Source organism: Streptomyces sp. cg40 (genome assembly GCF_050320165.1).
Taxonomy (GTDB): Bacteria; Actinomycetota; Actinomycetes; order Streptomycetales; family Streptomycetaceae; genus Streptomyces; species Streptomyces hokutonensis.
This window is the reverse complement of the sequence record NZ_CP190128.1, coordinates 2,199,495-2,222,175: the sequence shown is the minus strand read 5'-3', so window position 1 is coordinate 2,222,175 and position 22,681 is coordinate 2,199,495. Positions and strand designations below refer to the sequence as shown.

Annotated in this window: 18 protein-coding genes; 9 read left to right on the top strand and 9 right to left on the bottom strand. The window is 70.4% G+C overall.

What is annotated here, in order from left to right; genetic code table 11:
- Positions 1–46 precede the first annotated feature (46 nt).
- Positions 47–5,959: an Hsp70 family protein gene (locus ACQHII_RS09810; RefSeq protein WP_427918915.1), complete on the top strand. Its 5,913-nt coding sequence runs from the start codon at positions 47–49 to the stop codon at positions 5,957–5,959.
- 82 nt (positions 5,960–6,041) lie between these two features.
- On the opposite strand, the gene ACQHII_RS09805 is transcribed toward ACQHII_RS09810, so the two are convergent.
- Positions 6,042–7,904, bottom strand: a complete 1,863-nt coding sequence (locus ACQHII_RS09805; protein ID WP_427918914.1) for a M1 family aminopeptidase — start codon at positions 7,902–7,904, stop codon at positions 6,042–6,044.
- A 293-nt stretch (positions 7,905–8,197) separates the two neighbouring features.
- On the opposite strand from ACQHII_RS09805, the gene ACQHII_RS09800 reads away from it, so the two are divergent.
- Genes ACQHII_RS09800 through ppk2 form a run of 3 tightly spaced genes read left to right on the top strand, consistent with a single transcriptional unit; the run spans position 8,198 to position 10,533 of the window.
- The gene (locus ACQHII_RS09800) at positions 8,198–9,352 is read left to right on the top strand and encodes an inorganic phosphate transporter (protein WP_427918913.1); all 1,155 of its coding nucleotides are present in this window, start codon (positions 8,198–8,200) and stop codon (positions 9,350–9,352) included.
- Between the two features lie 17 nt (positions 9,353–9,369).
- Positions 9,370–9,603, top strand: a complete 234-nt coding sequence (locus tag ACQHII_RS09795; RefSeq protein ID WP_362984257.1) for a hypothetical protein — start codon at positions 9,370–9,372, stop codon at positions 9,601–9,603.
- Between the two features lie 39 nt (positions 9,604–9,642).
- Positions 9,643–10,533, top strand: a complete 891-nt coding sequence (gene ppk2 / locus ACQHII_RS09790; RefSeq protein ID WP_427918912.1) for a polyphosphate kinase 2 — start codon at positions 9,643–9,645, stop codon at positions 10,531–10,533.
- A 24-nt stretch (positions 10,534–10,557) separates the two neighbouring features.
- On the opposite strand, the gene ACQHII_RS09785 is transcribed toward ppk2, so the two are convergent.
- Positions 10,558–10,944, bottom strand: a complete 387-nt coding sequence (locus ACQHII_RS09785; RefSeq protein ID WP_019071279.1) for a luciferase family protein — start codon at positions 10,942–10,944, stop codon at positions 10,558–10,560.
- A gap of 113 nt (positions 10,945–11,057) precedes the next feature.
- A complete protein-coding gene (locus ACQHII_RS09780; protein ID WP_427918911.1) occupies positions 11,058–12,344 on the bottom strand; it encodes an aminotransferase class I/II-fold pyridoxal phosphate-dependent enzyme in 1,287 nt (428 codons plus the stop codon).
- A gap of 147 nt (positions 12,345–12,491) precedes the next feature.
- On the opposite strand from ACQHII_RS09780, the gene ACQHII_RS09775 reads away from it, so the two are divergent.
- From ACQHII_RS09775 to ACQHII_RS09765, 3 genes are all read left to right on the top strand, one after another.
- A complete protein-coding gene (locus tag ACQHII_RS09775; RefSeq protein WP_427918910.1) occupies positions 12,492–13,970 on the top strand; it encodes an AlkA N-terminal domain-containing protein in 1,479 nt (492 codons plus the stop codon).
- Between the two features lie 12 nt (positions 13,971–13,982).
- Positions 13,983–14,471 (top strand): methylated-DNA--[protein]-cysteine S-methyltransferase, encoded by a 489-nt coding sequence (locus ACQHII_RS09770; protein WP_427918909.1) that lies wholly within the window; start codon positions 13,983–13,985, stop codon positions 14,469–14,471.
- A 95-nt stretch (positions 14,472–14,566) separates the two neighbouring features.
- On the top strand, positions 14,567–15,358 hold the full coding sequence (locus ACQHII_RS09765) for a DeoR/GlpR family DNA-binding transcription regulator (RefSeq protein ID WP_427918908.1): 792 nt from the start codon (positions 14,567–14,569) through the stop codon (positions 15,356–15,358).
- Here the strand turns inward: ACQHII_RS09765 and ACQHII_RS09760 are convergent.
- The 4 genes from ACQHII_RS09760 to ACQHII_RS09745 form a co-directional block, all read right to left on the bottom strand.
- Positions 15,355–16,092 (bottom strand): SIR2 family NAD-dependent protein deacylase, encoded by a 738-nt coding sequence (locus ACQHII_RS09760; RefSeq protein WP_427918907.1) that lies wholly within the window; start codon positions 16,090–16,092, stop codon positions 15,355–15,357. The genes ACQHII_RS09765 and ACQHII_RS09760 overlap by 4 nt on opposite strands.
- A gap of 43 nt (positions 16,093–16,135) precedes the next feature.
- Complete coding sequence (locus tag ACQHII_RS09755; RefSeq protein ID WP_427918906.1) at positions 16,136–16,447, bottom strand: hypothetical protein; 312 nt, start codon at positions 16,445–16,447, stop codon at positions 16,136–16,138.
- 201 nt (positions 16,448–16,648) lie between these two features.
- Positions 16,649–17,146 carry an NUDIX domain-containing protein gene (locus ACQHII_RS09750; protein ID WP_427918905.1) on the bottom strand — a complete coding sequence of 166 codons (498 nt, stop codon included), beginning with the start codon at positions 17,144–17,146 and terminating at the stop codon, positions 16,649–16,651.
- A complete protein-coding gene (locus ACQHII_RS09745; RefSeq protein ID WP_427918904.1) occupies positions 17,143–18,000 on the bottom strand; it encodes a helix-turn-helix transcriptional regulator in 858 nt (285 codons plus the stop codon). Before ACQHII_RS09745 ends, ACQHII_RS09750 begins: the two co-directional genes overlap by 4 nt.
- A 101-nt stretch (positions 18,001–18,101) precedes the next feature.
- Between ACQHII_RS09745 and ACQHII_RS09740 the strand changes: the two genes are divergently transcribed.
- Positions 18,102–18,992: an SDR family NAD(P)-dependent oxidoreductase gene (locus ACQHII_RS09740; protein WP_427918903.1), complete on the top strand. Its 891-nt coding sequence runs from the start codon at positions 18,102–18,104 to the stop codon at positions 18,990–18,992.
- Positions 18,993–19,206: 214 nt separating this feature from the next.
- Here ACQHII_RS09740 and ACQHII_RS09735 read toward each other — a convergent pair whose 3' ends face one another.
- Complete coding sequence (locus tag ACQHII_RS09735; RefSeq protein ID WP_427918902.1) at positions 19,207–20,280, bottom strand: ADP-ribosylglycohydrolase family protein; 1,074 nt, start codon at positions 20,278–20,280, stop codon at positions 19,207–19,209.
- A 198-nt stretch (positions 20,281–20,478) separates the two neighbouring features.
- Here ACQHII_RS09735 and ACQHII_RS09730 point away from each other — a divergent pair, with 198 nt between their 5' ends.
- Complete coding sequence (locus ACQHII_RS09730; RefSeq protein ID WP_427925269.1) at positions 20,479–21,597, top strand: glycerate kinase; 1,119 nt, start codon at positions 20,479–20,481, stop codon at positions 21,595–21,597.
- A gap of 250 nt (positions 21,598–21,847) precedes the next feature.
- Here ACQHII_RS09730 and pssA read toward each other — a convergent pair whose 3' ends face one another.
- Positions 21,848–22,669, bottom strand: a complete 822-nt coding sequence (pssA, locus tag ACQHII_RS09725) for a CDP-diacylglycerol--serine O-phosphatidyltransferase (RefSeq protein WP_362984266.1) — start codon at positions 22,667–22,669, stop codon at positions 21,848–21,850.
- Between the last annotated feature and the right edge of the window lie 12 nt (positions 22,670–22,681).

Sequence of the window (22,681 nt, the reverse complement as noted above, 5' to 3'; positions counted from 1 at the left end):
ACCGTGGTAATTCGTTCTCGGTGCCTACGCGTTCGGATGCGGGTCGATGCCAGACACCAACGCCACCATCGTCATCCTCACCGCACTTCAGGTGGAATACGAGGCGGTGAAGGCCGAACTCGTCTGCGTCCGGATCTTCAGACACGACAGCGGCACCCTGTTCGAAGAGGGATTCCTCAAAGGCACGCCCTGGCGGATCGTCATCGCCGCAGTGGGCCGGGGCAACGACAGCGCCGCAGTCATCGCAGAGCGAGCCGGGGGCATGTTCCGGCCGCGAGCGATGCTGTTCGTCGGCATCGCCGGCAGTCTCAAGCCCGATGTGGCACTCGGGCACGTCGTGGTCGCCACCTGGGTGCACGCCTACCAGGGCGGTCGGCAGACCGAGGACGGGTTGTTGGCCCGGCCCGAAAGTTGGCAGGCGGACAACGGACTGCTTGAGGCCGCTCGCCTGGCGCTCGGTTCGCGCCTGGACACCCTCCACTTCGAGCCGGTCGCGACAGGCGACGTGGTTCTCGACGCCGCCGCCGACGACCCGCTCCGGCAGCGGCTGCGGAAGTACTACAACAACGCTGTGGCCATCGAGATGGAGGGTGCCGGCCTCGCCCACGCGGCACACCTCGCCGGCGGGCGGCCCGCCCTCGTCATCCGAGGCATCAGCGACCGGGCCGACGGAAACAAGAGTGCGGCCGACGCGGGCGGTTCGCAGGAGACCGCGGCACGGAACGCGGCACAGGCCGCCATGGCCATGCTGCGGGTCCTGGCCAACGAAGTGCATCGGTCGAGCTATTGCGTCTCCTATGCGCCTGGCGACCGCTCCTGGGCCGAGTGGATCGCATGGGAACTGCGAAGGGCCGAGGGCCGCGCGTGCCGCGTATTGCTCCGGCCGTGTCCGAGCACCGAGAGCGAGTACCGCGCATTCCACCTGTGGGACGGAGTGGCCAGAGCCGACCGGATTCTGGCAGTCATGTCGGACGAGTACGCGAGTTCCGCCTACGGACAGAGAGAATGGCAGGCCGCCAAGCAGGCGGATGCACAGGGACTCGTGAGCAAGGTGATTCCGGTGCGCACGGACGACCATGAGCCGCCGTCCGAGCTGGGCCTGGTACGGACGGTGGACCTGCGTGACCTCGCTGTGGAAGAGGCACGCGAGGCGCTTCTCAAGGGGGTCAGGGAGGCCGAGGCAGGGGCGCCGACAATGAGACTCGCGTGGCTCGACGGCTTCGTCCCGTCCACCACCGAGCTCCCAGGCGACGACGAACTCCCCCCGTTCCCCGGCTTCCCGGGAAAAGCCCAGGCTCCGGTCCCACGACGCCATGAACCGGAGCCGGTGGCGCTGATGGCGCCGGCACCCGCTCGCGTCCGGCGGACCGGCCCGCTGACCCGGGGTACCGCAGTGCTCGCCGACTGGCTGCGGGGCGGCGGCGGGCGGCGAAGGCGCCGGGCCGCCGACCGACTGGCCGCCACCCTGGACTTCTCGACGTTGAGCGCCGCGGAATTCGACCGGGCCGCACGGTACTACCGCCAGGCACTCCGCCTTGCGCTGCGTCATGCACCCGCCGAAGCGGACCGGCTCTTCGACACCTACGACCGGCGCATCCCCGACGCCTATTACGCGGGGGCCTTCCGACCGCAGGACGAACCATGGCTGACCTCCTTCGCCGCACGCGGGGACGACGACGCGCTGACCGTGCTGATCAAACTGGCCGGCCGACTAGGACTGGCCAGCCTGCAACAGCTCGCGCGGGACGTGTTGATCCGGCACCTCGCAGAGAGCTACGACGCGGAGTCGTTGGTGCGGCACTTCGTGCACTGGCGGGCATGGGGCCTTCTGGAAGGTGAAGGGTGGGGCTGGGCGCTCCAACAGCACGCGACCCGGGTGCCGTTGGAGCATCATCCGCAGCTGTGGGCCGGATTCCTCGGCGAACTGCCGCACGATCTCCTGCCCAGGATGTTCAGCGTCCACCTCCTCCTCGGCCGGGGAGCCGACGCCGCCGCACTCGCCGGCACTCGGGAGGAGCAACGGCGGGCTCTCGAGTGCTGTTTGACGTTGCACGACGAGCGCGGACTGCGCGAAGGCCTCGGCCTGGCCCGTGCGCTGGGCGACGACGTGGCGGCGCACGACCTGCAACAACGCCTCGGCGACCTGCTGTTCAGGGCGGGCCGCTACCGCGAGGCACTGCCGCACTTCCAGGACAGAGGTTTGCTGAAGCAGGCCGGCGAATGCCATGAACTGCTGGGCCGCCCCTTCGAGGCACTCGCCAACTGCCCGGACGACGACCCCGACCACCTGCTCAGGTTGGTCGACGCGTGTCTCCTTCCCCTCGGTGACCTGGTCGCCCGGCGCAGGTACGCCGACGCGGCGCGACAGGCACAGCAACTGGCCGCGGCCGTCCGGAGGTTGGGGGACGCGACACCGGCGGTGACGGCCTGCCGGGAGGAGATCACGGCGCGCCGCGATGCCGTGCTGAAGGAGGCCCGGACCGACTTCGAACGGCGGCTGCGCGGCGCGGCCGAGAACGATCGGTCGAAAGTCCTCGTCGACTGGAGCGACTTCGAGGAAGCGGCCGGAGAACTGTCCGAGGCCGCACGCTGTGCGGAGGCCGCAGGCAAGGTCTACCACGCCCACGAGCTGTTTCGGCGCGCCGCACGGTACGGCGAGGCCGACCGAGTGCTGCACGGCGACCGGACGGGCCGGGGGAAGAACGCCCGGGCCGCCGCCCTCACCGCCGGCGGTGATCTGCCTCGTGCCGCCCAACTGCGTGAGGAGGCGGAGGAATGGGAGGAGGCCATCGCTCTCTGGGTCGGGGAGAAAAATCTGGCCGATGCCGTGCGGTGTCTCCGCCGGAAGCTGGGCGCCGAGGCACTGGAGGACCCCCGGTTCGCCGAGTGGTTGCGGGCCATCGGGGAGATCGAGGAACTGGTACGGCTCTGCCTGGCGACGGTCGAACGCAAGGGGAGCCGCACCCGCGCCGTTGCCGAACTCCGTGACCTCGTGGGCAGGTCGGGCCTGGCACCGGAGCTGGTCGCCCGGATTCGCGAAGCGCTCGACGCACTGGACGCCGTCGCGCGCAGGGGGTTCGAGGACCGGGTGTCGGTCTGGATCGCTCAGGCCCGCCGCGAGACCGACGAGCGGTTCGCGCGCATCTGGGGGCTGGACCTCGGCACCTCGCAGTGCGCCGCCGCCATCTATGACACCGCCGCCCAACAACCCGTCGCCTGCCTCTGGAAGGGCCGGGCCCACTTCCCCTCGACCCTGTGCGTGGACGCGGAGGGCGCTGAACTGGTCGGCCTGACCATCGAGGAGATGCAGACCCGCAAGGCAATGGCCCTGATCCGCGATACCAAGCGCAAGATGGGAACGGCAACCAACTATCGGGCTTTCTCAGGTCGTTACAGCTATCGTCCGGAGGAGGTCGCCGCACACCTGGTCCGCCATGCGCGCCAGACGGTGGAGAACTTCCTCGCAGCCCACGTACGGGAGCGCGTCGCCGAACTGGCCCGCGCCGAGTTGGACCACGTAGTCCCCGATTGGCTCAACTGGGCCGAGCAGCAGCACAGTTACCGAGTGCCACGACCCAGGGCGATCGTCACCGTGCCGGCCAACTTTCCCAGCAAGGCTCGCAGCGCGACGCGTGACGCCTGCACCATCGCGGGAGTTGAACTGGTACGGATGATTCACGAGCCGACCGCGGCCTGTGTCGCGGTGAACTTCCAGCGACAGGGCGCGCTGGAGGACTCGGTGATCGTCGTCGACCTTGGGGCGGGCACTCTCGATGTCAGTGAGATGGACATCGGTGGCGGCATCTACCACGTGGAGCAGGTAATCGGGGACAACGCCTGTGGGAGCCGGGATTTCGACCCCCTGATCTGCCAAGCCCTCGCCCGGCAGATAGCGGATCTCGGCCTCCGGGTGCCGCAGACCGCCACGGCCCGCCGGCGTCTGGAGGCGGCCGCCGAGGAGATCAAGATCACCCTCTCCACACGGCTGGAGGCCGAGCACCACCTCCGGTCCTTCGTCGACGGCCAGGACGTGCGGGTGTCACTGACCCGGGAACAGCTGGCCGACATCGTCGCCGAACCCCTGGACGCCCTGCGCCGGTTCTGCGTGGAGAAGTGTGGCAGCCTCTCCGACAAGCCGGATCATCTCGTCCTCATCGGCGGCCCCATGCTGGCCCCGCTCGTGACGGATGTCTTCGAGCGGGCCTTCGGCCGGACAAGGACCGCGCCGGGCGATCCGCGTACCGCGGTGTCGCTCGGAGCCGCGCTGCACGCTGCCCAACTCGACAAGAAGCTGCCCGAGACTTTGATCGTCGACGTGACGCCGTTCGCCCTGGGGATCAGGGCCCACGGGCAGGCGGAGGACGACGGGCTCGAGGTTCTGATCGGGCCCAACTCCAACATTCCCACCAGCCGTTCGCAGATCTTCACCACGGGAGAGGACAACCAGACCAACGTCCTGATCGAGGTCTTCAGCGGAGTGCTCAGCCCCGACACCAAGATCGGTGAGTTCAAACTCGACGAGATCAGGCCCGCAGAAAAGGGCAAGCCCCGCATCGAGGTGTCGTTCGACTTGAACGCCAGTTCTGTGCTGGAGGTCACGGCCCACGACCTCGACACCGGCCGCAGGAAGTCGATCCAGGTGCTCGACGCCACCCTGCTCACCTCCGACCAGGTTGCCCGGATGGCGGAACACCTCCGGCAGTTCGATACACGCGAGCGGCTGCGCCGAGAGCGTGACGAGGTGCGTGAGCGGCTCCGTCGCCTGCTCGCCGCCGTCGATGACGGTGACGGCAGCGTGGAGTGGGACGAGTTCCGGCACCGGCTGGACAGGTTCCGAACTCCGCCGGAGTTGCTGGACCCGGCCACCCAGGAAGCGCTCGCTGCGATGCACACCGAGGCCGGACCGGTGGAACTCGAATTCGTCGCGGCCCGCGGTGCGTTGCGCCGACTGAGCGGGACCGTGCGTGCCCTCTTCGACGAACTCTCGAACGGGGGACCAACCGTCGAATTGGTGCGAGCTGCCGAGGAGTTCGGCACGCGTCTGGAACGCGTCCACGGCGAACTCGCCGACCTGCGAGTCCGGTTGGCGGCCTGGAACAGCGTGCTCATCCACTCGGCCGTCAGCCGCCAGGACGTACTTACCCGCTTCCGGGACTGCCATGACGAGGGCGACTTCGCGGGTGCGCTGTCAGTGCTCGACGGGCTGTCGCTACGCCTCGATCAGGCGAACGACATGGAGCGCCTGCTCCACTGCATCGCCGAAGCCGATGACGTCCGCACTCGCTCCGACAACTATCGGGCAATGCTCCACGGCTTCGTCGGCCACCTGCAGGTCTGCCCCCTGCCTCCGGCACGTCCCGACGAGTGTCCGCCCCAGATCAGGTCGGCCCTGGTGAGCGTTCTCATCGTCGGGAAGGACGCCGTCCGGACCCGGAGGAGCGGCTTCCTCCTGGCCGACGGGCTGGTCGCCACCACCTTGCGAAACCCCGTGTCCGCAGACCGGATCACCGTTCGGGGTGAAGGGTTCGAGGCCACTGTCGCCGAGGTCGTTCCCCACGGCCCGGAGTCCGCCTTCGTGGCAGTCCTACGACTCTCCGCTCCCGTCTCGCCGGCTTCCCTGCGCCTCGGCCACCCCGCGCTCATCCGTCTCGGTGACCCGGTGTGGGCGCCGGTGGTCAACGTCTCCGCCTCGCCGGACGTTTCCGATATGTCCGGCTCGCTTCTGTCTGCAGCCGTCGACAGCCTCGAAAATGTTCCGGAACGACAACTCCGCCTTGTCAGGACCACCTTGCGGCCGTCTCCGGAGCAGGCCGGGGCGCCGCTCCTCAATGACCTCGGCGAGGTCATAGGCCTGCTCTGCGTCAGCGACGGGGCACCGGCCACTCGCGGGGGTTTCGCCGTGGGCGTCGACGCTTTGACGCCTTTGCTGGCTCGGGCGGGCCATCACCGATACCGCTAGCCGCCGGTAGGTGTCGGAGGTTCGCCGCGGGAGGCGCCGGAGAGCACCCACCGCGGCGAACCGGTCCGAACCGTGAGTCAGGTCAGCCGACGATGCGGTGCGTAGTCCAGAACGACGTCAGGTCCGTGGTCGTCGCGGCCTGGGCCGCCGCCTTGAACTCGGCCGTGGTCGAGACGCCGTACCAGTGCGAAGTGGCGTAGTCCTTCAGGAGTTTGGCCATCACGGTGTCACCGAGGGTGCGGCGCAGGTCGTGCAGGGCGCACTTGCCGTAGCCGTAGACGACGGTGGAGTAGCGGGACGAGTGGGCGTCCCAGTACGCCATGGAGTTGGTGATGTTCTCCGCCGAGGACGCCCAGGAGACGTTGTTCCAGCAGTTGGTGCCGGTCAGGCCCTGGGCCAGGTCGGTGGCGTAGTCGGTGAACGCCTCGTCCAGCCACGGGCTGTTGTACTCGTCGTCGCCGACGATGCCGTAGAACCACTGGTGGCCGATCTCATGGGTGAGCGCCGTGGTGCTGACCAGGTCGAGGACGAAGCCGGGGTACTCCATGCCGCCGAACCAGAAGTTGTTGTCGATGACGGCGTCCAACTCGCCGTACGGGTAGGCGCCGAAGCGTCCCGCGTGGGCGTCGACTGCCGACTTGGCCGTGGTGAGCATCGACTGGGCGTTGGCCGAACTGATGCCCGTCACCGAGTAGATGTTGATCGGGGTGCCCGCCGTCGACGTACCCGAGATCTTGGTGAACGGGCCCGCCGCCCAGGCGAAGTCGCGGACCTTGGACGCGGTGGCCGTGGTCACCGTACGGCCGCTGGTGCCGGGGGTGTCGACCGAGGTGCCGGTGGCCGGGACCAGCAGGGTGCTCGGGTGGTCCAGGGTCACCTTGAAGTCGGCGGCCAGGGAGTAGAAGGACTCGCCGTTGTTCGTGTACGGGTCCAGGTGCCAGCCCGAGCCGTCCTTGATCGCGAGGACCGGCAGCGCGTTGCCGATCATGCTGAACGCGCCGTCGTAGCCGAACCGGTCCGCGCCGCTCGGGACGGTGATCCCCAAGTCGAAGCCGATCGTGGTCGATTGACCCTGTGCGAGCGGGGTCGGCAGCGCGATCTGGAGGGCTGTGCAGGCGACCGAGAGGGCGCCCGCGGTGCCGCCGGTGACGTTCGTGACCGTGATCGGCGGGGCGGAGCAGGTGCCGTGGTAGTTGTCCCACAGCCGCAGGTACACCTCGGTGAGCGGGGTCGCCGAGGCGTTGGTGAAGGTCGTGCTCTCGTGACCGGTCCAGACCGTTCCGGCGGTGTTGCTGCTCAGGCTCACGGTGTACGCCGGGGCGGCCGGTGTGCGTGTCGAGTCGGCCGGCGGGGCCGTGTCGCCCGAGGTGTTGAGGGCGATGTCGTCCAGGACGAAGCTGGTCTGGAGGCTGGAGTCCTCGACGCCGGAGAAGGCGAGGCTCACGGTCTGGCCCGCGAACGACGACACGTCGAACGACTTCTGGACGTACCCGGTGGCCTTGTTCAGGTTCGAGTAGGTCGCCAGCGTCGTGCTGCCGATCTTCGCCGTGAGCTTGTCGTACGCGGTGGACGAGGTCGTCTCGGCGGTGTCGATGTGCAGCCAGAAGGTGAGCGTGGCGCTGGCGCAGCCCGACGGGATCGTCACGCTCTGGGAGAGCGTGTCGGTGTGCGTGCCGCCGGTGCCGTCCAGCCAGGCGAAGCTGGTGCCGCCGTGGGCGCTCTGCCCGGTGCGGCTGGTGATGACGGTCGTCGAGGACTGGGTCCAGGACGAAGTGCCGCTCTCGAAGCCGCCGTTGGCGACCACCTGCGCCGGGGCGCAGGCGGCGGCCACGGGGGCCGCGGACGGTGCGGAGGCGGCGGCCGGGGTGACGGGGAGCGAGAGGGCGGCCACCGCGGCGACGGTGAAGACGCCGGCTGCGAGGGCCTTGTGGGGGGTCGGTCTCACACGGAACTCCTTATACGGCGGCCGGGATCCCGGCCTGCTCGGTGGCCGCCCGGCCGGACTGGGTGTGCCGGTGGGTGGCCTCGGGAACGCGCGTAGCTGGTGCGTGATCGCGGGGGAAGCTTCGCAGATTTGACCGGGCCATGCCATAAAAAGAAGGAAGTGTGCGGATGAAGTGGAGGAAGGTGCGAACGAGGGTCGGAGTGGGCCCGTGCGTAGGTCTACGTTGACCGGGCCATGCCTGGATTTGGCCTCCGGTTGGCCGAATGTACGCCTTCGATTGCTTCCATCGAGCGATGGACCACATCACGTTCCTCGTGGCGGTCGTCATCGTCACGGCCTTGGCCTTCGACTTCACCAACGGATTCCACGACACCGCCAACGCGATGGCCACGTCCATCGCCACCGGGGCGCTGAAGCCCAAGACGGCGGTTCTGATCAGTGGAGCTCTCAACATCGTCGGCGCCTTCCTCTCCACGGAAGTCGCCAAGACGATCTCCGGCGGCATCGTCGACGACACCCTGGTCACGCCGGGGATGATCTTCGCGGGGCTCGTCGGGGCGATCCTCTGGAATCTCCTGACCTGGCTGCTCGGGCTGCCGTCCAGCTCCTCGCACGCCCTCTTCGGTGGCCTGATCGGTGCCGTCTGGGTCGGCGCGGGCAGCAACGGGGTCCACTTCGACAAGGTCGTGGAGAAGATCCTGATCCCCGCGGTGGCCTCCCCGCTCGTGGCCGGAATCGCCGCTCTCCTCGCCACCTACCTGGCCTACAGGATCACCGCCCGGGCCCGCAGGGAATCGGTCACCAAGGGCTTCCGGCTCGGCCAGATCGCCTCGGCCTCGCTGGTCTCCCTCGCGCACGGCACGAACGACGCGCAGAAGACGATGGGCGTCATCACCCTGACCCTGATCTCTGTCGGCGCGCTCGGCCACGACGCCGGTCCGCCGGTGTGGGTCATCGCCTCGGCGGGCCTCGCGATCGGCCTCGGCACCTACATCGGCGGCTGGCGCATCATCCGCACGATGGGCAAGGGCCTCACCGACATCCAGTCCCCGCAGGGCTTCGCGGCCGAGGCCGCCTCCACCACCGTCATCCTCACCTCCGCCCACCTCGGCTTCGCGCTCTCCACCACCCAGGTCTGCTCCGGCGGCATCCTGGGCGCGGGCCTCGGCCGCCGCCTCGCCGAGGTGCGCTGGGGCACCGCCGGCCGCATGGTCATCGCCTGGCTGGTCACCCTTCCGGCCGCCGCCGCGGTCGGCGGTCTGTCCGCGACCGTCGTCAAGCACGGCGGCAACCTCGGTACGGCCCTGATCGCGCTGATCGCCGCCGCCGTGGCCGGATTCATCGTGATCGCCTCGCGCCGCAACCCCGTGCACGCCGACAACGTCAACGAGACCCACGAGGTCACCATCCGCGGCGGCGCGTCCACCGACGTCCGTACGGCCGCCTGAATCAAGGGAGTTGAGCCATGAGCCTGGACTGGAACGCCCTCGGCGAGGTCTTCGCGGTGAGTGTCGGAGTGACCGTCGGTGTGGTCGTCGTCTTCGCGCTGGGGGTGCTCGGCATCGCCCAGGTCGAGACCGCCCGCGAACAGGACGGCGGCACCCATGCCCTCGGACTCGCCCAGGCGGGGTTGTGCTTTCTCGCCTGTGCGGCTGTCGTGGCATACGGCATATATCTCATCGTGCCGCAGTTCCACTGAACACCGCTGATCACTGAACCGCATCGAGAGGAGGCCGGGATGACCGAACTGTTGTCGGGGCTGCGCGTCGACTACACGGACCAGGACGACCCGGTGCTGATCCGGCCCGACGGCAGCCCGGTGGACACCTGGCGCGAGAACTACCCGTACGCACAGCGCATGGAGCGCAAGGAGTACGACTGGCACAAGCGGCTCCAGCAGATCGAACTGCTGAAGCTCCAGCGCTGGATCAAGGAGACCGGACGCCGGCTCGTCATCGTCTGCGAGGGACGGGACGCGGCCGGCAAGGGCGGCACGATCAAACGGTTCACCGAGCACCTCAACCCGCGCGGCGCCCGCGTGGTCGCCCTGGAGAAGCCGAGCGAGCGCGAGAGCGGTCAGTGGTACTTCCAGCGCTACGTCCAGCACCTGCCGACCGCGGGCGAGATCGTGCTGTTCGACCGGTCCTGGTACAACCGGGCCGGAGTGGAGCGCGTGATGGGGTTCTGCTCGGAGGACGAGTACCGCCGCTTCATGCGCCAGGCCCCGCTGTTCGAGCGGATGCTGACGGACGACGGCGTCGACCTGATCAAGCTCTGGTTCTCCGTCTCACAAGGTGAACAGCGCACCCGTTTCACGATCCGCCAGGTGGATCCCGTACGGCAGTGGAAGCTCAGCCCGATGGATCTGGCCTCGCTGGACCGCTGGGACGACTACACCGCCGCCAAGGTCGCCATGTTCCGGGAGACCGACACCGAGCAGGCGCCCTGGACCGTGGTGAAGAGCAACGACAAGAAGCGGGCCCGCGTCGAGGCCATGCGCAGCGTCCTGGCCCGCTTCGACTACGCCGACAAGGACGAGGAGGTCGTCGGCAGCCCCGACCCGCGCATCGTGGGCGCGGCGGCCACGCTCCTGGAGGCGGGGGAGGACGACACGGCGGCGGTGTTCTAGGGGCGAGGCCCTTTTGGACCGGTCCTAGTCGCCGTCGCGCGGCACCAGCGTCACCCGGTGGAAGTTGCAGCCGGTCATGGGCGGGTTCCCGGAAGGGGGCCCGCCCGCATGTGCTTTGAGGGCGACGCTGACCAGGCTCAGCAGCAGGTCGACGTCCGTCTCGCAGTCCAGGTGGACGGTCACCCAGCGGGAGCCCGGGATGATCCGGATCGCCGTCGACTCGCTGAGATCATGGTGGAACCGGAGGATGGCCCCGACGGTGAGATGCAGGTCCACATCGTGGTCGGAGTGGAAATGCACGATCTCGCTGTGGACGGACCGCAGCGCCCGCCCCGTGCCACAGCTGGCCGGGCCCGGACTGAGGTCGGGCCAGCCTGTCAGTCGCTGCATGGCTCTCTCGGCCAGGGTCATGTCCCCATCGTGGACTGCTCACCGCCTCGCAACCAGAGGTTGAGCGATTTGTAACCGTGGCGTGAGGTACCGCACACCTCCGGACCGTCCGGTGTGCGGTGTCCCGCGTCGGGTCAACTCGCGTCCGCCAGCAGCTTTTCGTAGCCGACGAGCCGTACGCAGGTGGCCACCCCGTCGATGATCTCCTCGATCTCCGAGGCGTCCGGGAAGGAGGGGGCGATCCGGATCGTACGGTCCTGGGGGTCGTCGCCGTACGGATGGGTGGCGCCCGCCGGGGTCAGGGCGAGACCGGCGTCCGCCGCGCGGCGCACCACCTCGCGGGCGCAGCCCTCGGGGACGTCGAGGGTGATGAAGTAACCGCCCCTGGGCGTCGACCAGGTGGCGAGAGAGGTGTCTCCCAGCCGGTCGGCGAGGATGCGCAGCACGGTGTCGAACTTCGGCCGCAGCAGCTCGCGGTGCTTGCGCATATGGGCGCGCACCCCGTCCGGATCGCGCAGGAACATCGCGTGCCGAAGCTGGTTGACCTTGTCGGGTCCGATGGAGCGCTTGGCGCTGTAGCCGCGCAGCCAGGCCACGTTGGCCGGGGACGAGCCGAAGAACGCCACGCCCGCACCGCCGAGCGTGATCTTCGAGGTGGACCCGAAGACGAAGACCCGGTCGGGGCTGCCGTGTTCGGCGCAGGCCGCCAACAGGTCGGCGATCTCCACCTCCTCCTCGGTGAGGTGGTGCACGGCGTAGGCGTTGTCCCAGAAGATCCGGAAGTCGGGCGCCGCCGTCGGCATCGCGGCGAGCCGTCGTACGGTCTCGTCGCTGTAGCAAGTCCCGTCCGGGTTGCTGTACTTGGGCACGCACCAGATGCCCTTGACCGCCGGATCGTCGGCGACCAGGCGCTCCACCACGTCCATGTCGGGACCCTCGGCGGTCATCGGCACCGGGATCATCTCGATGCCGAACCGCTCGCACAGCGCGAAGTGCCGGTCGTAGCCGGGGACCGGGCACAGGAACGCGACCCGCTCCTCGTCGGCCCAGCGGCCCGCCGCCCCGGGCAGCGTGCCGAGCAGCGCGTGCACCAGGCAGTCGTGCATCAGCTCCAGGCTGGAGTTGCCCACGGCGAGCAGCTGTCCGGCCGGTACCTGGAGGAACCCGGAGAAGATCTCCCGGAGCTCCGACAGCCCTTCCGCGCCCCCGTAGTTGCGGCAGTCCGTGCCGTCGGCGGCGGTGTAGCGGTCGCCTGGCAGCGAGAGCAGTTCGGCGGACAGGTCGAGCTGCCGTGCGGAGGGCTTGCCGCGGGTCAGGTCGAGGGACAGCTTCTTCGCGAGGAGGGCTTCGTAGTCGCTCCGGGCCGCGTCGAGGCGGGCCGGGAGGGAGTCGGCGCTGTGCGAGGGTGAGGGAGGGGTCACGGAGGTCGACGCTACAAAGCCGCGTCTCGCACCACAAACCGATAAGCGCGGCCCTCACCGGCACGGGCCCGGGCGAGGAGCAGGCCACGCGACGTCGATGTCGGATTCCCGCCAGCCCCGGCCCACCCCGTATCGGATGCTGGACACATGCAGAACGGGATGCACACCGACACGGAGCGCTGCGTGCGCGCCGTCCAGTCCAAGGACGCGCGCTTCGACGGCTGGTTCTTCACCGCCGTCCTGACCACCCGCATCTACTGCCGGCCCAGCTGCCCGGTCGTACCGCCCAAGCCGGAGAACATGACGTTCTACCCGAGCGCGGCGGCCTGCCAGCAGGCGGGGTTCCGCGCCTGCAAGCGCTGCCGCCCGGACACCAGCCCCGGCTCCCCGGAGTGGAACCAGCGGGCCGACCTGGTGGCCCGCGCGATGCGCCTGATCGCCGACGGCACCGTGGACCGCGAGGGCGTCCCCGGCCTCGCCGCCCGCCTCGGCTACAGCACCCGGCAGATCGAACGCCAGCTCCTCGCCGAACTCGGCGCCGGCCCCCTCGCCCTGGCCCGCGCCCAACGCGCCCAGACGGCAAGACTGTTGATCGAGACGACCGCGCTCCCGATGGCAGAGATCGCCTTCGCCGCCGGCTTCTCCTCCATCCGCACCTTCAACGACACCGTGCGCGAGGTCTTCGCCCTGACACCGAGCGAGCTGCGCAACAGGCGCCCGAGGACGACCGTCCTCACCCCGGGCACACTCACCCTCCGCCTGCCGTTCCGCGCCCCGCTCAACCCCGACAACCTCTTCGGCCACCTGGCGGCGACCGCCGTACCGGGCGTGGAGGAGTGGCGGGCCGGCGCCTACCGCCGCACCCTCCGCCTCCCCTACGGCCACGGCATCGCGTCCCTCACCCCCCGCTCCGACCACATCGCCTGCCGCCTCACCCTCAGCGACCTGCGCGACCTGCCCGTGGCCATCAGCCGCTGCCGCCGCATGCTCGACCTGGACGCGGACCCGGTCGCGGTGGACGAGCAGCTGCGAACCGATCCCGTACTGGCACCACTGGTGGACAAGGCACCGGGACGACGCGTCCCGCGCACGGTCGACGAGGCCGAGTTCGCTGTACGAGCCGTACTCGGCCAGCAGGTCTCCACGGCGGCGGCCCGCACCCACGCGGCCCGCCTGGTCACCGCCCACGGCGAACCGCTCGACGACCCCGAGGGCGGCCTGACCCACCTCTTCCCCTCCCCCGAGGCACTGGCGGCGGTGAACCCGGAGTCCCTGGCGATGCCGCTCACCCGCCGCACCACCTTCACCACCCTGATCGCCCAACTGGCCGACGGCACACTCCACTTGGGAGTGGAGAGCGACTGGTCGGAGACGCGCGTCCGACTGTTGAATCTCCCCGGCTTCGGCCCCTGGACGGTCGACGTCATCGCCATGCGCGCCCTCGGCGACCCCGACGCCTTCCTCCCCACCGACCTCGGAATCCGCCGCGCCGCCCAGGAGTTGGGCCTCCCGTCGACCCCGGCCGCGCTCACCGCCCGGGCGGCGGCCTGGCGGCCGTGGCGGGCGTACGCGGTCCAGTACCTGTGGGCGACGGACACCCACCCGATCAACTTCCTTCCTGCGTAAGGGAAAACAGAAATGACCAAGCACCACACCGTGGTCGACAGCCCCTACGGCCCACTGACCCTCGTCGCGGACGACGACGGCGCCCTCTGCGGCCTCTACATGGTCGACCAGCGCCACCGTCCCCCGGAGGAGTCCTTCGGCACCCCCGACGACACCGCCTTCACCGAAACGACCGCCCAACTACAGGCGTACTTCGCGGGCGAGTTGAAGGAGTTCACCCTCGAACTGCGCCTGCACGGAACCCCGTTCCAGCGCACGGTCTGGGACCAGCTCCGCCGCATCCCCTACGGCGAGACCCGCTCCTACGGCGACCTCGCCGACGCCCTCGGCAACCCGGGCGCCTCCCGTGCGGTCGGCCTCGCCAACGGCAAGAACCCCATTGGCATCATCGTCCCCTGCCACCGCGTCGTCGGCGCCAACGGCAGCCTCACGGGCTACGGCGGCGGCCTGGACCGCAAACAGCGGCTGCTGGACTTCGAGAGCGGGGCGGCGCTTTTCTGAGCGTTCACCCGAAGGGCGCCCGATCCCGCCAAAGTGCTTTGCGGGCAAAGGAGTTGGAAGGGGTCGCTCGACCGGTCCGTGTAGTGTCCTGTCGCGTGCTGGCCGAACAACGACATCAACTCATCCTGCGGGCCCTGAGATCCGGCGGCACTGTCACCGTGACGGGTCTCGCCGACCACCTGGACGTCAGTCCCGCGACAATCCGTCGTGACCTCCTCAAGCTGGAAGCGGACGGGTTGCTCACACGGGTTCATGGCGGAGCGGTCGTGGAGGAGGCCCCCGCGCCGTTCACCGAGGCTGCCGAGGCCCAGGTGGACGCCAAGGACGCCATAGCCGCCGAGGCGGCCAGGATGATCGAGGACGGCCAGTCGATCATCCTGGACTCCGGCTCGACGGTTCACCGGCTGTCCCGTCGGTTGCACGGGCGCCGGATCACCGTGGTCACCAACAACCTGGCGGTGTACGAGGAACTCGTCCAGGACGAGCACGTCCAGCTCATGCTGCTCGGCGGCATGGTCGTACGGGAGTCGCGCATGCTGGACGGCTTCATGGCGGAGGACAACCTTCGCCAGGTGCACGCCGACTGGCTCTTCATGGGAGCCTGCGGGGTCCGCGCGAGTGCTCAGGTCATGGACACCACGGTCGCCGAAGTGCCGGCCAGACGAGCCATGATCGCCGCCAGCGACAAGGTGGCGCTGCTCGTCGACGACACCAAGTTCCCCGGAACCGGCATGGTGAAGATCTGCGGTCCGGAGGACCTGGATGTCGTCGTGACCAACGCGGTGCCCGGCGCCGCGGCCTGGACGGCTTTCGAGGAAGCGGGCGTGGACGTGATCCGGGCGAATTTCGTCGGAGCGGTCCAGACCGTCGATGCCGTCGGAGGCTAGGAGTCCTGCTCCTGGCTGAGCCGGTGCAGCAAGTCGGGCAGCGCCGTCCCGATCGGCTCCCGTACGACCTCGTCGGCCAGTTCGTCGTAGGGCGTCGGCTCGGCGTTGACGATGATCAGCCGGGCTCCGTGGTCGGCTGCGACGCCGGCGAGTCCGGCGGCGGGCTGGACCTGGAGGCTGCTGCCGACGGCGATGAAGACCTGGCAGGCCTTGGTGATGGCGACGGCCTCGCCGAGGACGACGGGGTCGAGCCGTTCGCCGAAGAAGACGGTCGCCGACTTCAGGATGCCGCCGCACTCCAGACACGGCGGATCCGCCTCGCCGGCCGCGACCCGGGCGAGGGCGTCCTGCATCGGCCCGCGCGCATGACATCCGGTGCAGCTGAACTCCCGTGCGGTGCCGTGCAGTTCGAGCACCTTGCGGGCGGGCAGGCCGGCGAGCTGGTGCAGCCCGTCGACGTTCTGGGTGAGGACCCGCACGGGTACGCCGGACTTCTCCAGCTCGGCGACGGCCCGGTGCGCGGCGTTCGGTTCGGCCTGGAGCGTGCGGTTCTTCCGCCGCAGCTGCCACGACCGGCGCCGGATCTCGGGGTCGCCCATGTAGTACTCGTACGTCACGAGTTTCTCGGCCTCGGGATCCCGCCGCCACACCCCGCCCGGACCGCGGTAGTCGGGGATCCCGGAGTCGGTGGAGATGCCCGCGCCACTCAGGAGGGCGACGAGAGGCTTGTTCATGGGCCGAGGGTAGGTCGCCCGGGCGCCGGGAGGCGAACGGATATCAGCCGCCCGTCGCCCAGCGGATCGCCGCGACCGCGCCGGCCAGAACGGCCGGGCCGGTCCACCACCAGCCCATGATCCGCCGCACGGACGGCAGCAGGCACACCCCCACCACCGCACCGGCGGCACCGATCGCGAGGACGCACGAGAGCACGATCCCGGCGTACGCGTCGTCGTCCCAGGGCCCCGACGGGCGGATGGCCAGCGCCGTCCAGCAGCACAGCGCGGCGACGAGGGTGAGCAGGACGAGCGGTACGGCGAGGACCAGACGCAGACAACCGCGGTCGTCGTCCACGGGGGAAGGGCCGGTCATCGGTGCGGTGGGCTCCTTGCCTCGTCCGGACGGATGTTCGGGGTGCACCGCAGGACGCCGTGACTCGTCGTCCGCGACCACATTCAGCGCGGCCACCGCACCGGGGCCAGGGCCGAGGCCCGCGACGAAGCGCGGCGCGAGGTGGCCGTGAAACGCCGCGAGGTCGAGGGCTGAGTGCCGGCGGGGCCGTCGGGCAGGGGCTCAGCCCACCCGCCGTCCGTTCTCCAACTCCGCCGTTCCCGACCCCTCCGCCAGTACGTCGAGGCCGACCAGGACGCGGAGTCCCAGGGAACCCGGCAGGTACTCGGTGAGTTCGTCGCGCGGGACGAGGCGCCAGGACAGGAGTTCCTCCTCCTGGAGCCGGATCGACTTGAGGTCGTTCGCCGTGAGGACTCCGCCGTCGTAGAGGTAGGCCACCAGCGGCGGGTAGTCCGGCCCGTGGTAGATCCAGTCCACGGCGAGCAGCCGGCCGAGTTCGACGTCGAGGCCGATCTCCTCCAGCGTCTCCCGGCGCGCGCCCTGGCGAGGTGTCTCGCCGTCGTCCGACTCGATGGTGCCGCCCGGAAGGGCCCAGCCCTCACGGTAGTTGGGCTCGACGAGCAGGACGTTGCCCTCGGTGTCGCGGAAGAGCGCGGCGGCCCCGGCGAGGATGCGGGGGAGTCCGGCGAGGTACGTGGCGAAGTCTGGCGTGGTGGTCATTGAGGAAGCGTAACCAGCCCGCGCAGCCGCCTCTCCGACTCGCTGCCCGGCTCCGGGAAGTGACAGACCAGGCTCAGCCAGGGCGCCTCCTGCACCGCGAGCCGTACGAACGACACCTCGATGTCACCCGCGGAGGGGTGGCGGTAGTGGCGCACGGAGGAGCGGAACTCCACCACTTCGTGTGCTTCCCACAGGCGCGCGAAGTGAGGGCTGGTGGTGGTCAGTTCGTCGATCAGCTCGGCGAAGCGCGGGTTGTCCAGTTCGTATGCCGCCTGTTGGCGCAGCAGGCCCGCCATCCATTCCGTCTCCGCCTCCCACTCGGGCATCAGGGCGCGGACGCCGGGCTCCCTGAACAGCAGCCAGGCGCTGTTGAGTTCACGGCGCGGCCGGTCGAGGAGTGCGGCGCCGAGGACGGCCTCCTGGGCCCGGTTCCAGGCCAGGACGTCGAAGCAGCGGTCGATGACGAACGCCGGGTTCGGCATCAGCGTGTCGAGGAACGCCCGTACGGCGCCCGGCACTTGGAGGGACCGCTCGGCCGGCTCGGGCGCGGTCCTGCCCGCCAGCCGGAACAGGTGCGCGCGCTCCACCTCGTCCAACTGCAGCGCCCGGGCCAGGGCGAGCAGGATCTGCGGGGAGACATTGATGTCACGCCCCTGCTCAAGCCACGTGTACCAGGTCAGGCTGACACCCGAGAGGAGGGAGACTTCTTCGCGGCGCAGACCGGGAGTTCGGCGCCGGCCACCCGCGGGCAGCCCCGTCCCGTCCGGATCGGCGCGCTCACGCCGGGAGCGCAGGAAGGCGGCGAGGGCCTTGCGGCCGTGATCCCCGGATTCTGGTGGTGGTGTCGCTGGCACCAGTTAATTCTGCACTCTTCAAGCGGGCGGCGGCCGGGCGCAGGGTGAGAGGGACACCGGACTCCACGGTGTTCTGAACTCCCTTGTGAAAGGCGGCCCTTGTGGCTGAGCTTCCCCTGTCCACTCCCCGCACCGTCCTGGTCACCGGCGCCACCGGCGGCGTCGGCTCCGCAGTCGCGCGCGCCCTGCGCACCGCCGGCTGGACCGTGTACGCCACCCACCGCCGCCCCGAGGACGCGGAGGCACTGCGGGACGCCGGCTTCACCCCCGTCCGGCTCGAACTCACCGACGAGGACTCCGTGTTCGCGGCGGCGGAGCAGATCGGGTCGCGGCTCGACGGACTGGTCAACAGCGCCGCGATCATGGGCCAGGGCCCCGTCGAGCTGACGCCCACCGAGGCCTGGCGCCGCCAGTTCGAGATCAACGTGATCGGCCAGGCCACGGTGATCCGCGCCTTCCTGCCCGCACTCCGGGCCTCCGGCGGCCGGATCGTCAACATCGGCGCCGTCTCGGCCCGTGTCCCGCCCCCCTTCTTCGGCCCCATCGCCGCCTCCAAGGCCGCGCTCGCCGCACTCACCCACTCCCTGCGCGCGGAACTCCGCCACCAGGGAGTCAAGGTCACCCTCGTCGAACCCGGCGCCATGGACACCCCGATCTTCGCGACGGCGGACAAGGCGAGCGCGGACCTCGGCCGGGCGGGCTCGGCCCAGACCCAGCAGCACTACGCCCGCGCCCTGGACGCCGTACGGGCGACGGCCGCCCGCCAACCGCTCGGCCCGGTCACCCCCGCGGTCGACGCCGTCGTACGCGCCCTGACCACCCGCCACCCGGCCACCCTGGCCACCACCGGCCGCGACGGCCGCGCCCTCGCGCTGCTGCGGTTCCTGCCGGACGGCCTGCGCGACCGGCTGGTGCTGAAGGCGTTCGGAGTGACGGCGGACGCCTTCGACGACACGCCCCTCACGGAGTCGCCCGCATCCCGTCGACGATGAGACCGAGGATCCGCCCGACCCGGCCGACGTCCACATCCGGGCGATGACGTCACCGGAGGCTGCCGGTCAGCGCTTCCCGGCCACCGGGACCCGTCGCCGCACGAGATCACCCCCGCGCCCGGCCGCCGCAACCGCCACAGCACGGCCGGGGACCGGGCCCGGCCCGGGAGGCCGTCCTCGACCGCGCCCGGAGTCTCACCGAGCACGGGGCCGTCTAGCCGTCCGCGACCGCCAACTGCACTGTGCGCTCGGCCAGTTCACTGATCCGTACTCCGTCGAACCCGTACACCGCACTGCGCACGGTGTCTTCGAGCGGGTCCTTCCACTGCCCCGGGATCGCGGCGGCGCCGTTCAGCACCCCGGCGACCGAACCCGCGGTCGCGCCGTTCGAGTCGGTGTCGAGGCCGCCGCGGACGGTGAGTGTGATGGTGCGGGTGAAGTCGCCGTCGCCGTACAGGAGTCCGGCCGTCAGGACCGCCGCGTTCGGGATCGTGTGGATCCAGCCGAGGCCCGCCGTCTCCTCGGACAGTGTGGTGAGCGTGTCCTCCCAGGTCATGCGGGTCTCGTGCAGGGTGAGCACCCGGCGCACGGTGCGTGCGAGGCGGCAGCCCGGCGGGATCACGGTCAGCGCCGTGTCCAGCGCGTGCCGCACGGTCGGTGCGGTGAACGCCGCCGAGATCAGGGCGGCGGCCCACATCGCGCCGTAGACACCGTTCCCGGTGTGGGACAACACGGCGTCCCTGCGCGCCAGTTGGGCCGCGCGGCGCGGGGCCCCCGGGTTGGTCCAGCCGTGGATGTCGGCGCGGATCAGGGCGCCGATCCACTCCTGGTACGGGTTGTCGTACGTCGCCGTCAGCGGTGGCTTGAGGCCGTTGGCGAGATTGCGGTAGACGGCGCGCTCGGCCGTGTAGGTCTGGAGGTACGGGAGGCGCAGCAGCCACAGTTCGCCGACCTGCTCGGTGCTGAAGCCGAAGCCGTGGGTCTCCAGGAGGCCGAGGCCGAGAACGGAGTAGTCGACGTCGTCGTCCCGGCAGCTGCCGTGGATCCGGCCGCGCACGCACCGCTGCCACTCGGGGCGCAGCTCGAAGCCGTCGTCCTCGCCGGGCGGCTCGGGCAGGTAGTCGGTGAGCGGCAGGGCGGCGGCCCGCCGGAGATAGCGGTCGATGCGGTCGCGGGTCCACAGGTCGCCCTGCTCGACCGGCTTGCCGAGCATGTTGCCCGCGATCCGGCCCAGCCAGCCCCCGAGGACACGGTCCGTGAGCGCCTGCTCAGTACCTACTGGGGTCATGTCTCCGGTCTACCCGATTCCGGGCCCGGCGGCGGCACAGGGGACGCTCAGCCCGGTCCCAGCGTTCGGGCGGGGCATGACGGCGGGGGCGTCGGCCGGTTAGGGTCGCAAGCGGCGCGACTGGCCCTGAAGTGTGCGGGGCCCGTAGAGCAAGGGGATCGCAAGGTGGCGGACGCTGCACAGAGGGGCACCCACAGGGTGCTCATCGCCGCGGACAAGTTCAAGGGGTCGCTGACGGCCGTGCAGGTCGCCGAGCGGGTGACGGCCGGGCTGCGCCGGGTCGTACCCGATCTGGAGGTCGCGGCGATGCCGGTCGCCGACGGCGGCGACGGCACGGTGGACGCGGCCGTCGCGGCCGGGTTCGAGCGACGGGAGATACGGGTCGCCGGGCCCCTCGGCGACGAGGTCACCGCGGCCTTCGCGGTCCGCGGCGACACGGCCGTGGTGGAGATGGCCGAGGCGAGCGGGCTGCAACGCCTGCCCAAGGGCGTCTTCGCCCCGCTCACCTCCTCGACGTACGGCTCCGGCGAACTGCTGCGGGCCGCGCTCGACGCGGGCGCCCGGACGATCGTGTTCGGCGTCGGCGGCAGCGCCACGACCGACGGCGGCGCGGGCATGCTCTCCGCGCTCGGCGCGCGCTTCCTGGACGCGGACGGCGAACCGGTGCCCCCGGGCGGCGGCGCCCTGATCGAGCTGGCCTCGGCCGACCTCTCCGGCCTCGACCCGCGCCTCGCCTCCGTCGCCCTCGTCCTCGCCAGCGACGTCGACAACCCGCTCACCGGCCCCAAGGGCGCCGCCGCGGTCTACGGCCCCCAGAAGGGCGCCGCACCGGACGACGTGGACGCCCTCGACGCGGCCCTCGGCCACTACGCGAAGATCCTTGAGGAGACGACCGGCACCAGGGCCGCCGAGTACGCCGTCGCCCCCGGCGCGGGCGCGGCCGGCGGCATCGGCTACGGCGCGCTCCTCCTCGGCGCCCGCTTCCGCCCCGGCATCGAGGTCATGCTCGACGTCCTCGGCTTCGCCTCCGCCCTGGAGGGCGCCACCCTCGTCATCACCGGCGAGGGCTCCCTCGACGAACAGACCCTGCACGGCAAGGCCCCGGCCGGCGTCGCCGCGGCGGCCCGCGCGGAGGGCAAGGAGGTCGTCGCCGTCTGCGGCCGCCTGGCGCTGCCTCCACAGTCCCTGGGCCACGCCGGCATCCGCCGCGCCTACCCACTGACCTCGGTCGAACCCGACGTCGTGAAGTGCATCGCCGACGCGGGCCCGATCCTGGAGCGGGTGGCGGAGAACATCGCCCGCGACTTCCTGGTCTGAGTCCCGCACGAGGAACGGCGAAGGGCCCCGGCCAAGTGGCCTGGGTCCCGACACGTCGTACGAACGCCGCGGCTACTGCTCCACGCCGGTCACTCTCAGCCCGTCCGGCGTGTGAGGACGAGGCCCGTGCAGGGCCGAGGCGGTCTGGGGGCGCAGCCCCCAGCAGGGCCCGCACCAATGCCGGGCGCCAACAGGACGAAGGGCCCCGAGCCAAGCGGCTCGGGGCCCTTCGTTTCGTCTGCTACGACCGCTACGGCAGCTGTGCGGCTCGTGCCTCACGCCTGTTGCCGCGGAAGGTGTTCACCCGGCGGGCCGTGGCGAACAGGGGGATGACCGCGCCCATGACCAGCTGGAGCGCGCAGCCCGTCTGGAGGAGGAGCTGGCCGCTCGGGGCGTCGAACGCCCAGGCCGCCAGCAGGCCCATCGACAGGACGATCCAGGCGAGCATCGCGACCGCGAGGCGACCGCGCGGCTTCGGGTACTCGACCCGGCTCACCATCAGCCAGGCGGTGCCCAGGATCGCCATGAGCGTAGCCACGAAGGGCAGCTCGAGGAGCACGATCGAGACCACCGTCAGCGCGCCGAACGGGGAGGGCATGCCCTGGAACATGCCGTTCGGCGGGGTCACGCACGAGAAGCGCGCGAGTCTCAGCACCACGGCCAGCAGCACCACGATCGCGCCGACCGCGGCCACTCTCTGGTGCGCGTCGTCCGCGACCATGCCGTAGACGAGGACGAAGTACGCCGGTGCGAGGCCGAAGCTGATCAGGTCCGACAGGTTGTCCAGCTCCGCGCCCATGGGGGAGGAGCGCAGCTTGCGGGCGACGAGGCCGTCGAAGAGGTCGAAGACCGCCGCGCACAGCATCAGGATGACCGCGGTGGCCGCGCTGTGGCGGGCCATGCCGGTCGACTCGTCGTTGCCGGTCAGGTGCGGGATCAGGATGCCGGTGGTGGTGAAGTACACCGCCATGAAGCCGCAGGTGGCGTTGCCGAGGGTGAGGGTGTCCGCTATTGAGAGGCGGAGAGAAAGAGGCATCTCCTCCTCGTCGTCCACGTCATCGGCCTCGGGCACCCAGCCCGCCTG

Coding starts and splice junctions, on each gene's coding strand:
- ACQHII_RS09760 (WP_427918907.1), bottom strand. CDS start 16,092: ATGAACAAGCCTCTCGTCGCCCTCCTGAGTGGCGCGGGCATCTCCACC.
- ACQHII_RS09775 (WP_427918910.1), top strand. CDS start 12,492: ATGCAGAACGGGATGCACACCGACACGGAGCGCTGCGTGCGCGCCGTC.
- ACQHII_RS09750 (WP_427918905.1), bottom strand. CDS start 17,146: ATGACCACCACGCCAGACTTCGCCACGTACCTCGCCGGACTCCCCCGC.
- ACQHII_RS09770 (WP_427918909.1), top strand. CDS start 13,983: ATGACCAAGCACCACACCGTGGTCGACAGCCCCTACGGCCCACTGACC.
- ACQHII_RS09800 (WP_427918913.1), top strand. CDS start 8,198: ATGGACCACATCACGTTCCTCGTGGCGGTCGTCATCGTCACGGCCTTG.
- ACQHII_RS09795 (WP_362984257.1), top strand. CDS start 9,370: ATGAGCCTGGACTGGAACGCCCTCGGCGAGGTCTTCGCGGTGAGTGTC.
- ACQHII_RS09755 (WP_427918906.1), bottom strand. CDS start 16,447: ATGACCGGCCCTTCCCCCGTGGACGACGACCGCGGTTGTCTGCGTCTG.
- ppk2 (WP_427918912.1), top strand. CDS start 9,643: ATGACCGAACTGTTGTCGGGGCTGCGCGTCGACTACACGGACCAGGAC.
- ACQHII_RS09735 (WP_427918902.1), bottom strand. CDS start 20,280: ATGACCCCAGTAGGTACTGAGCAGGCGCTCACGGACCGTGTCCTCGGG.
- ACQHII_RS09785 (WP_019071279.1), bottom strand. CDS start 10,944: ATGACCCTGGCCGAGAGAGCCATGCAGCGACTGACAGGCTGGCCCGAC.
- ACQHII_RS09810 (WP_427918915.1), top strand. CDS start 47: ATGCCAGACACCAACGCCACCATCGTCATCCTCACCGCACTTCAGGTG.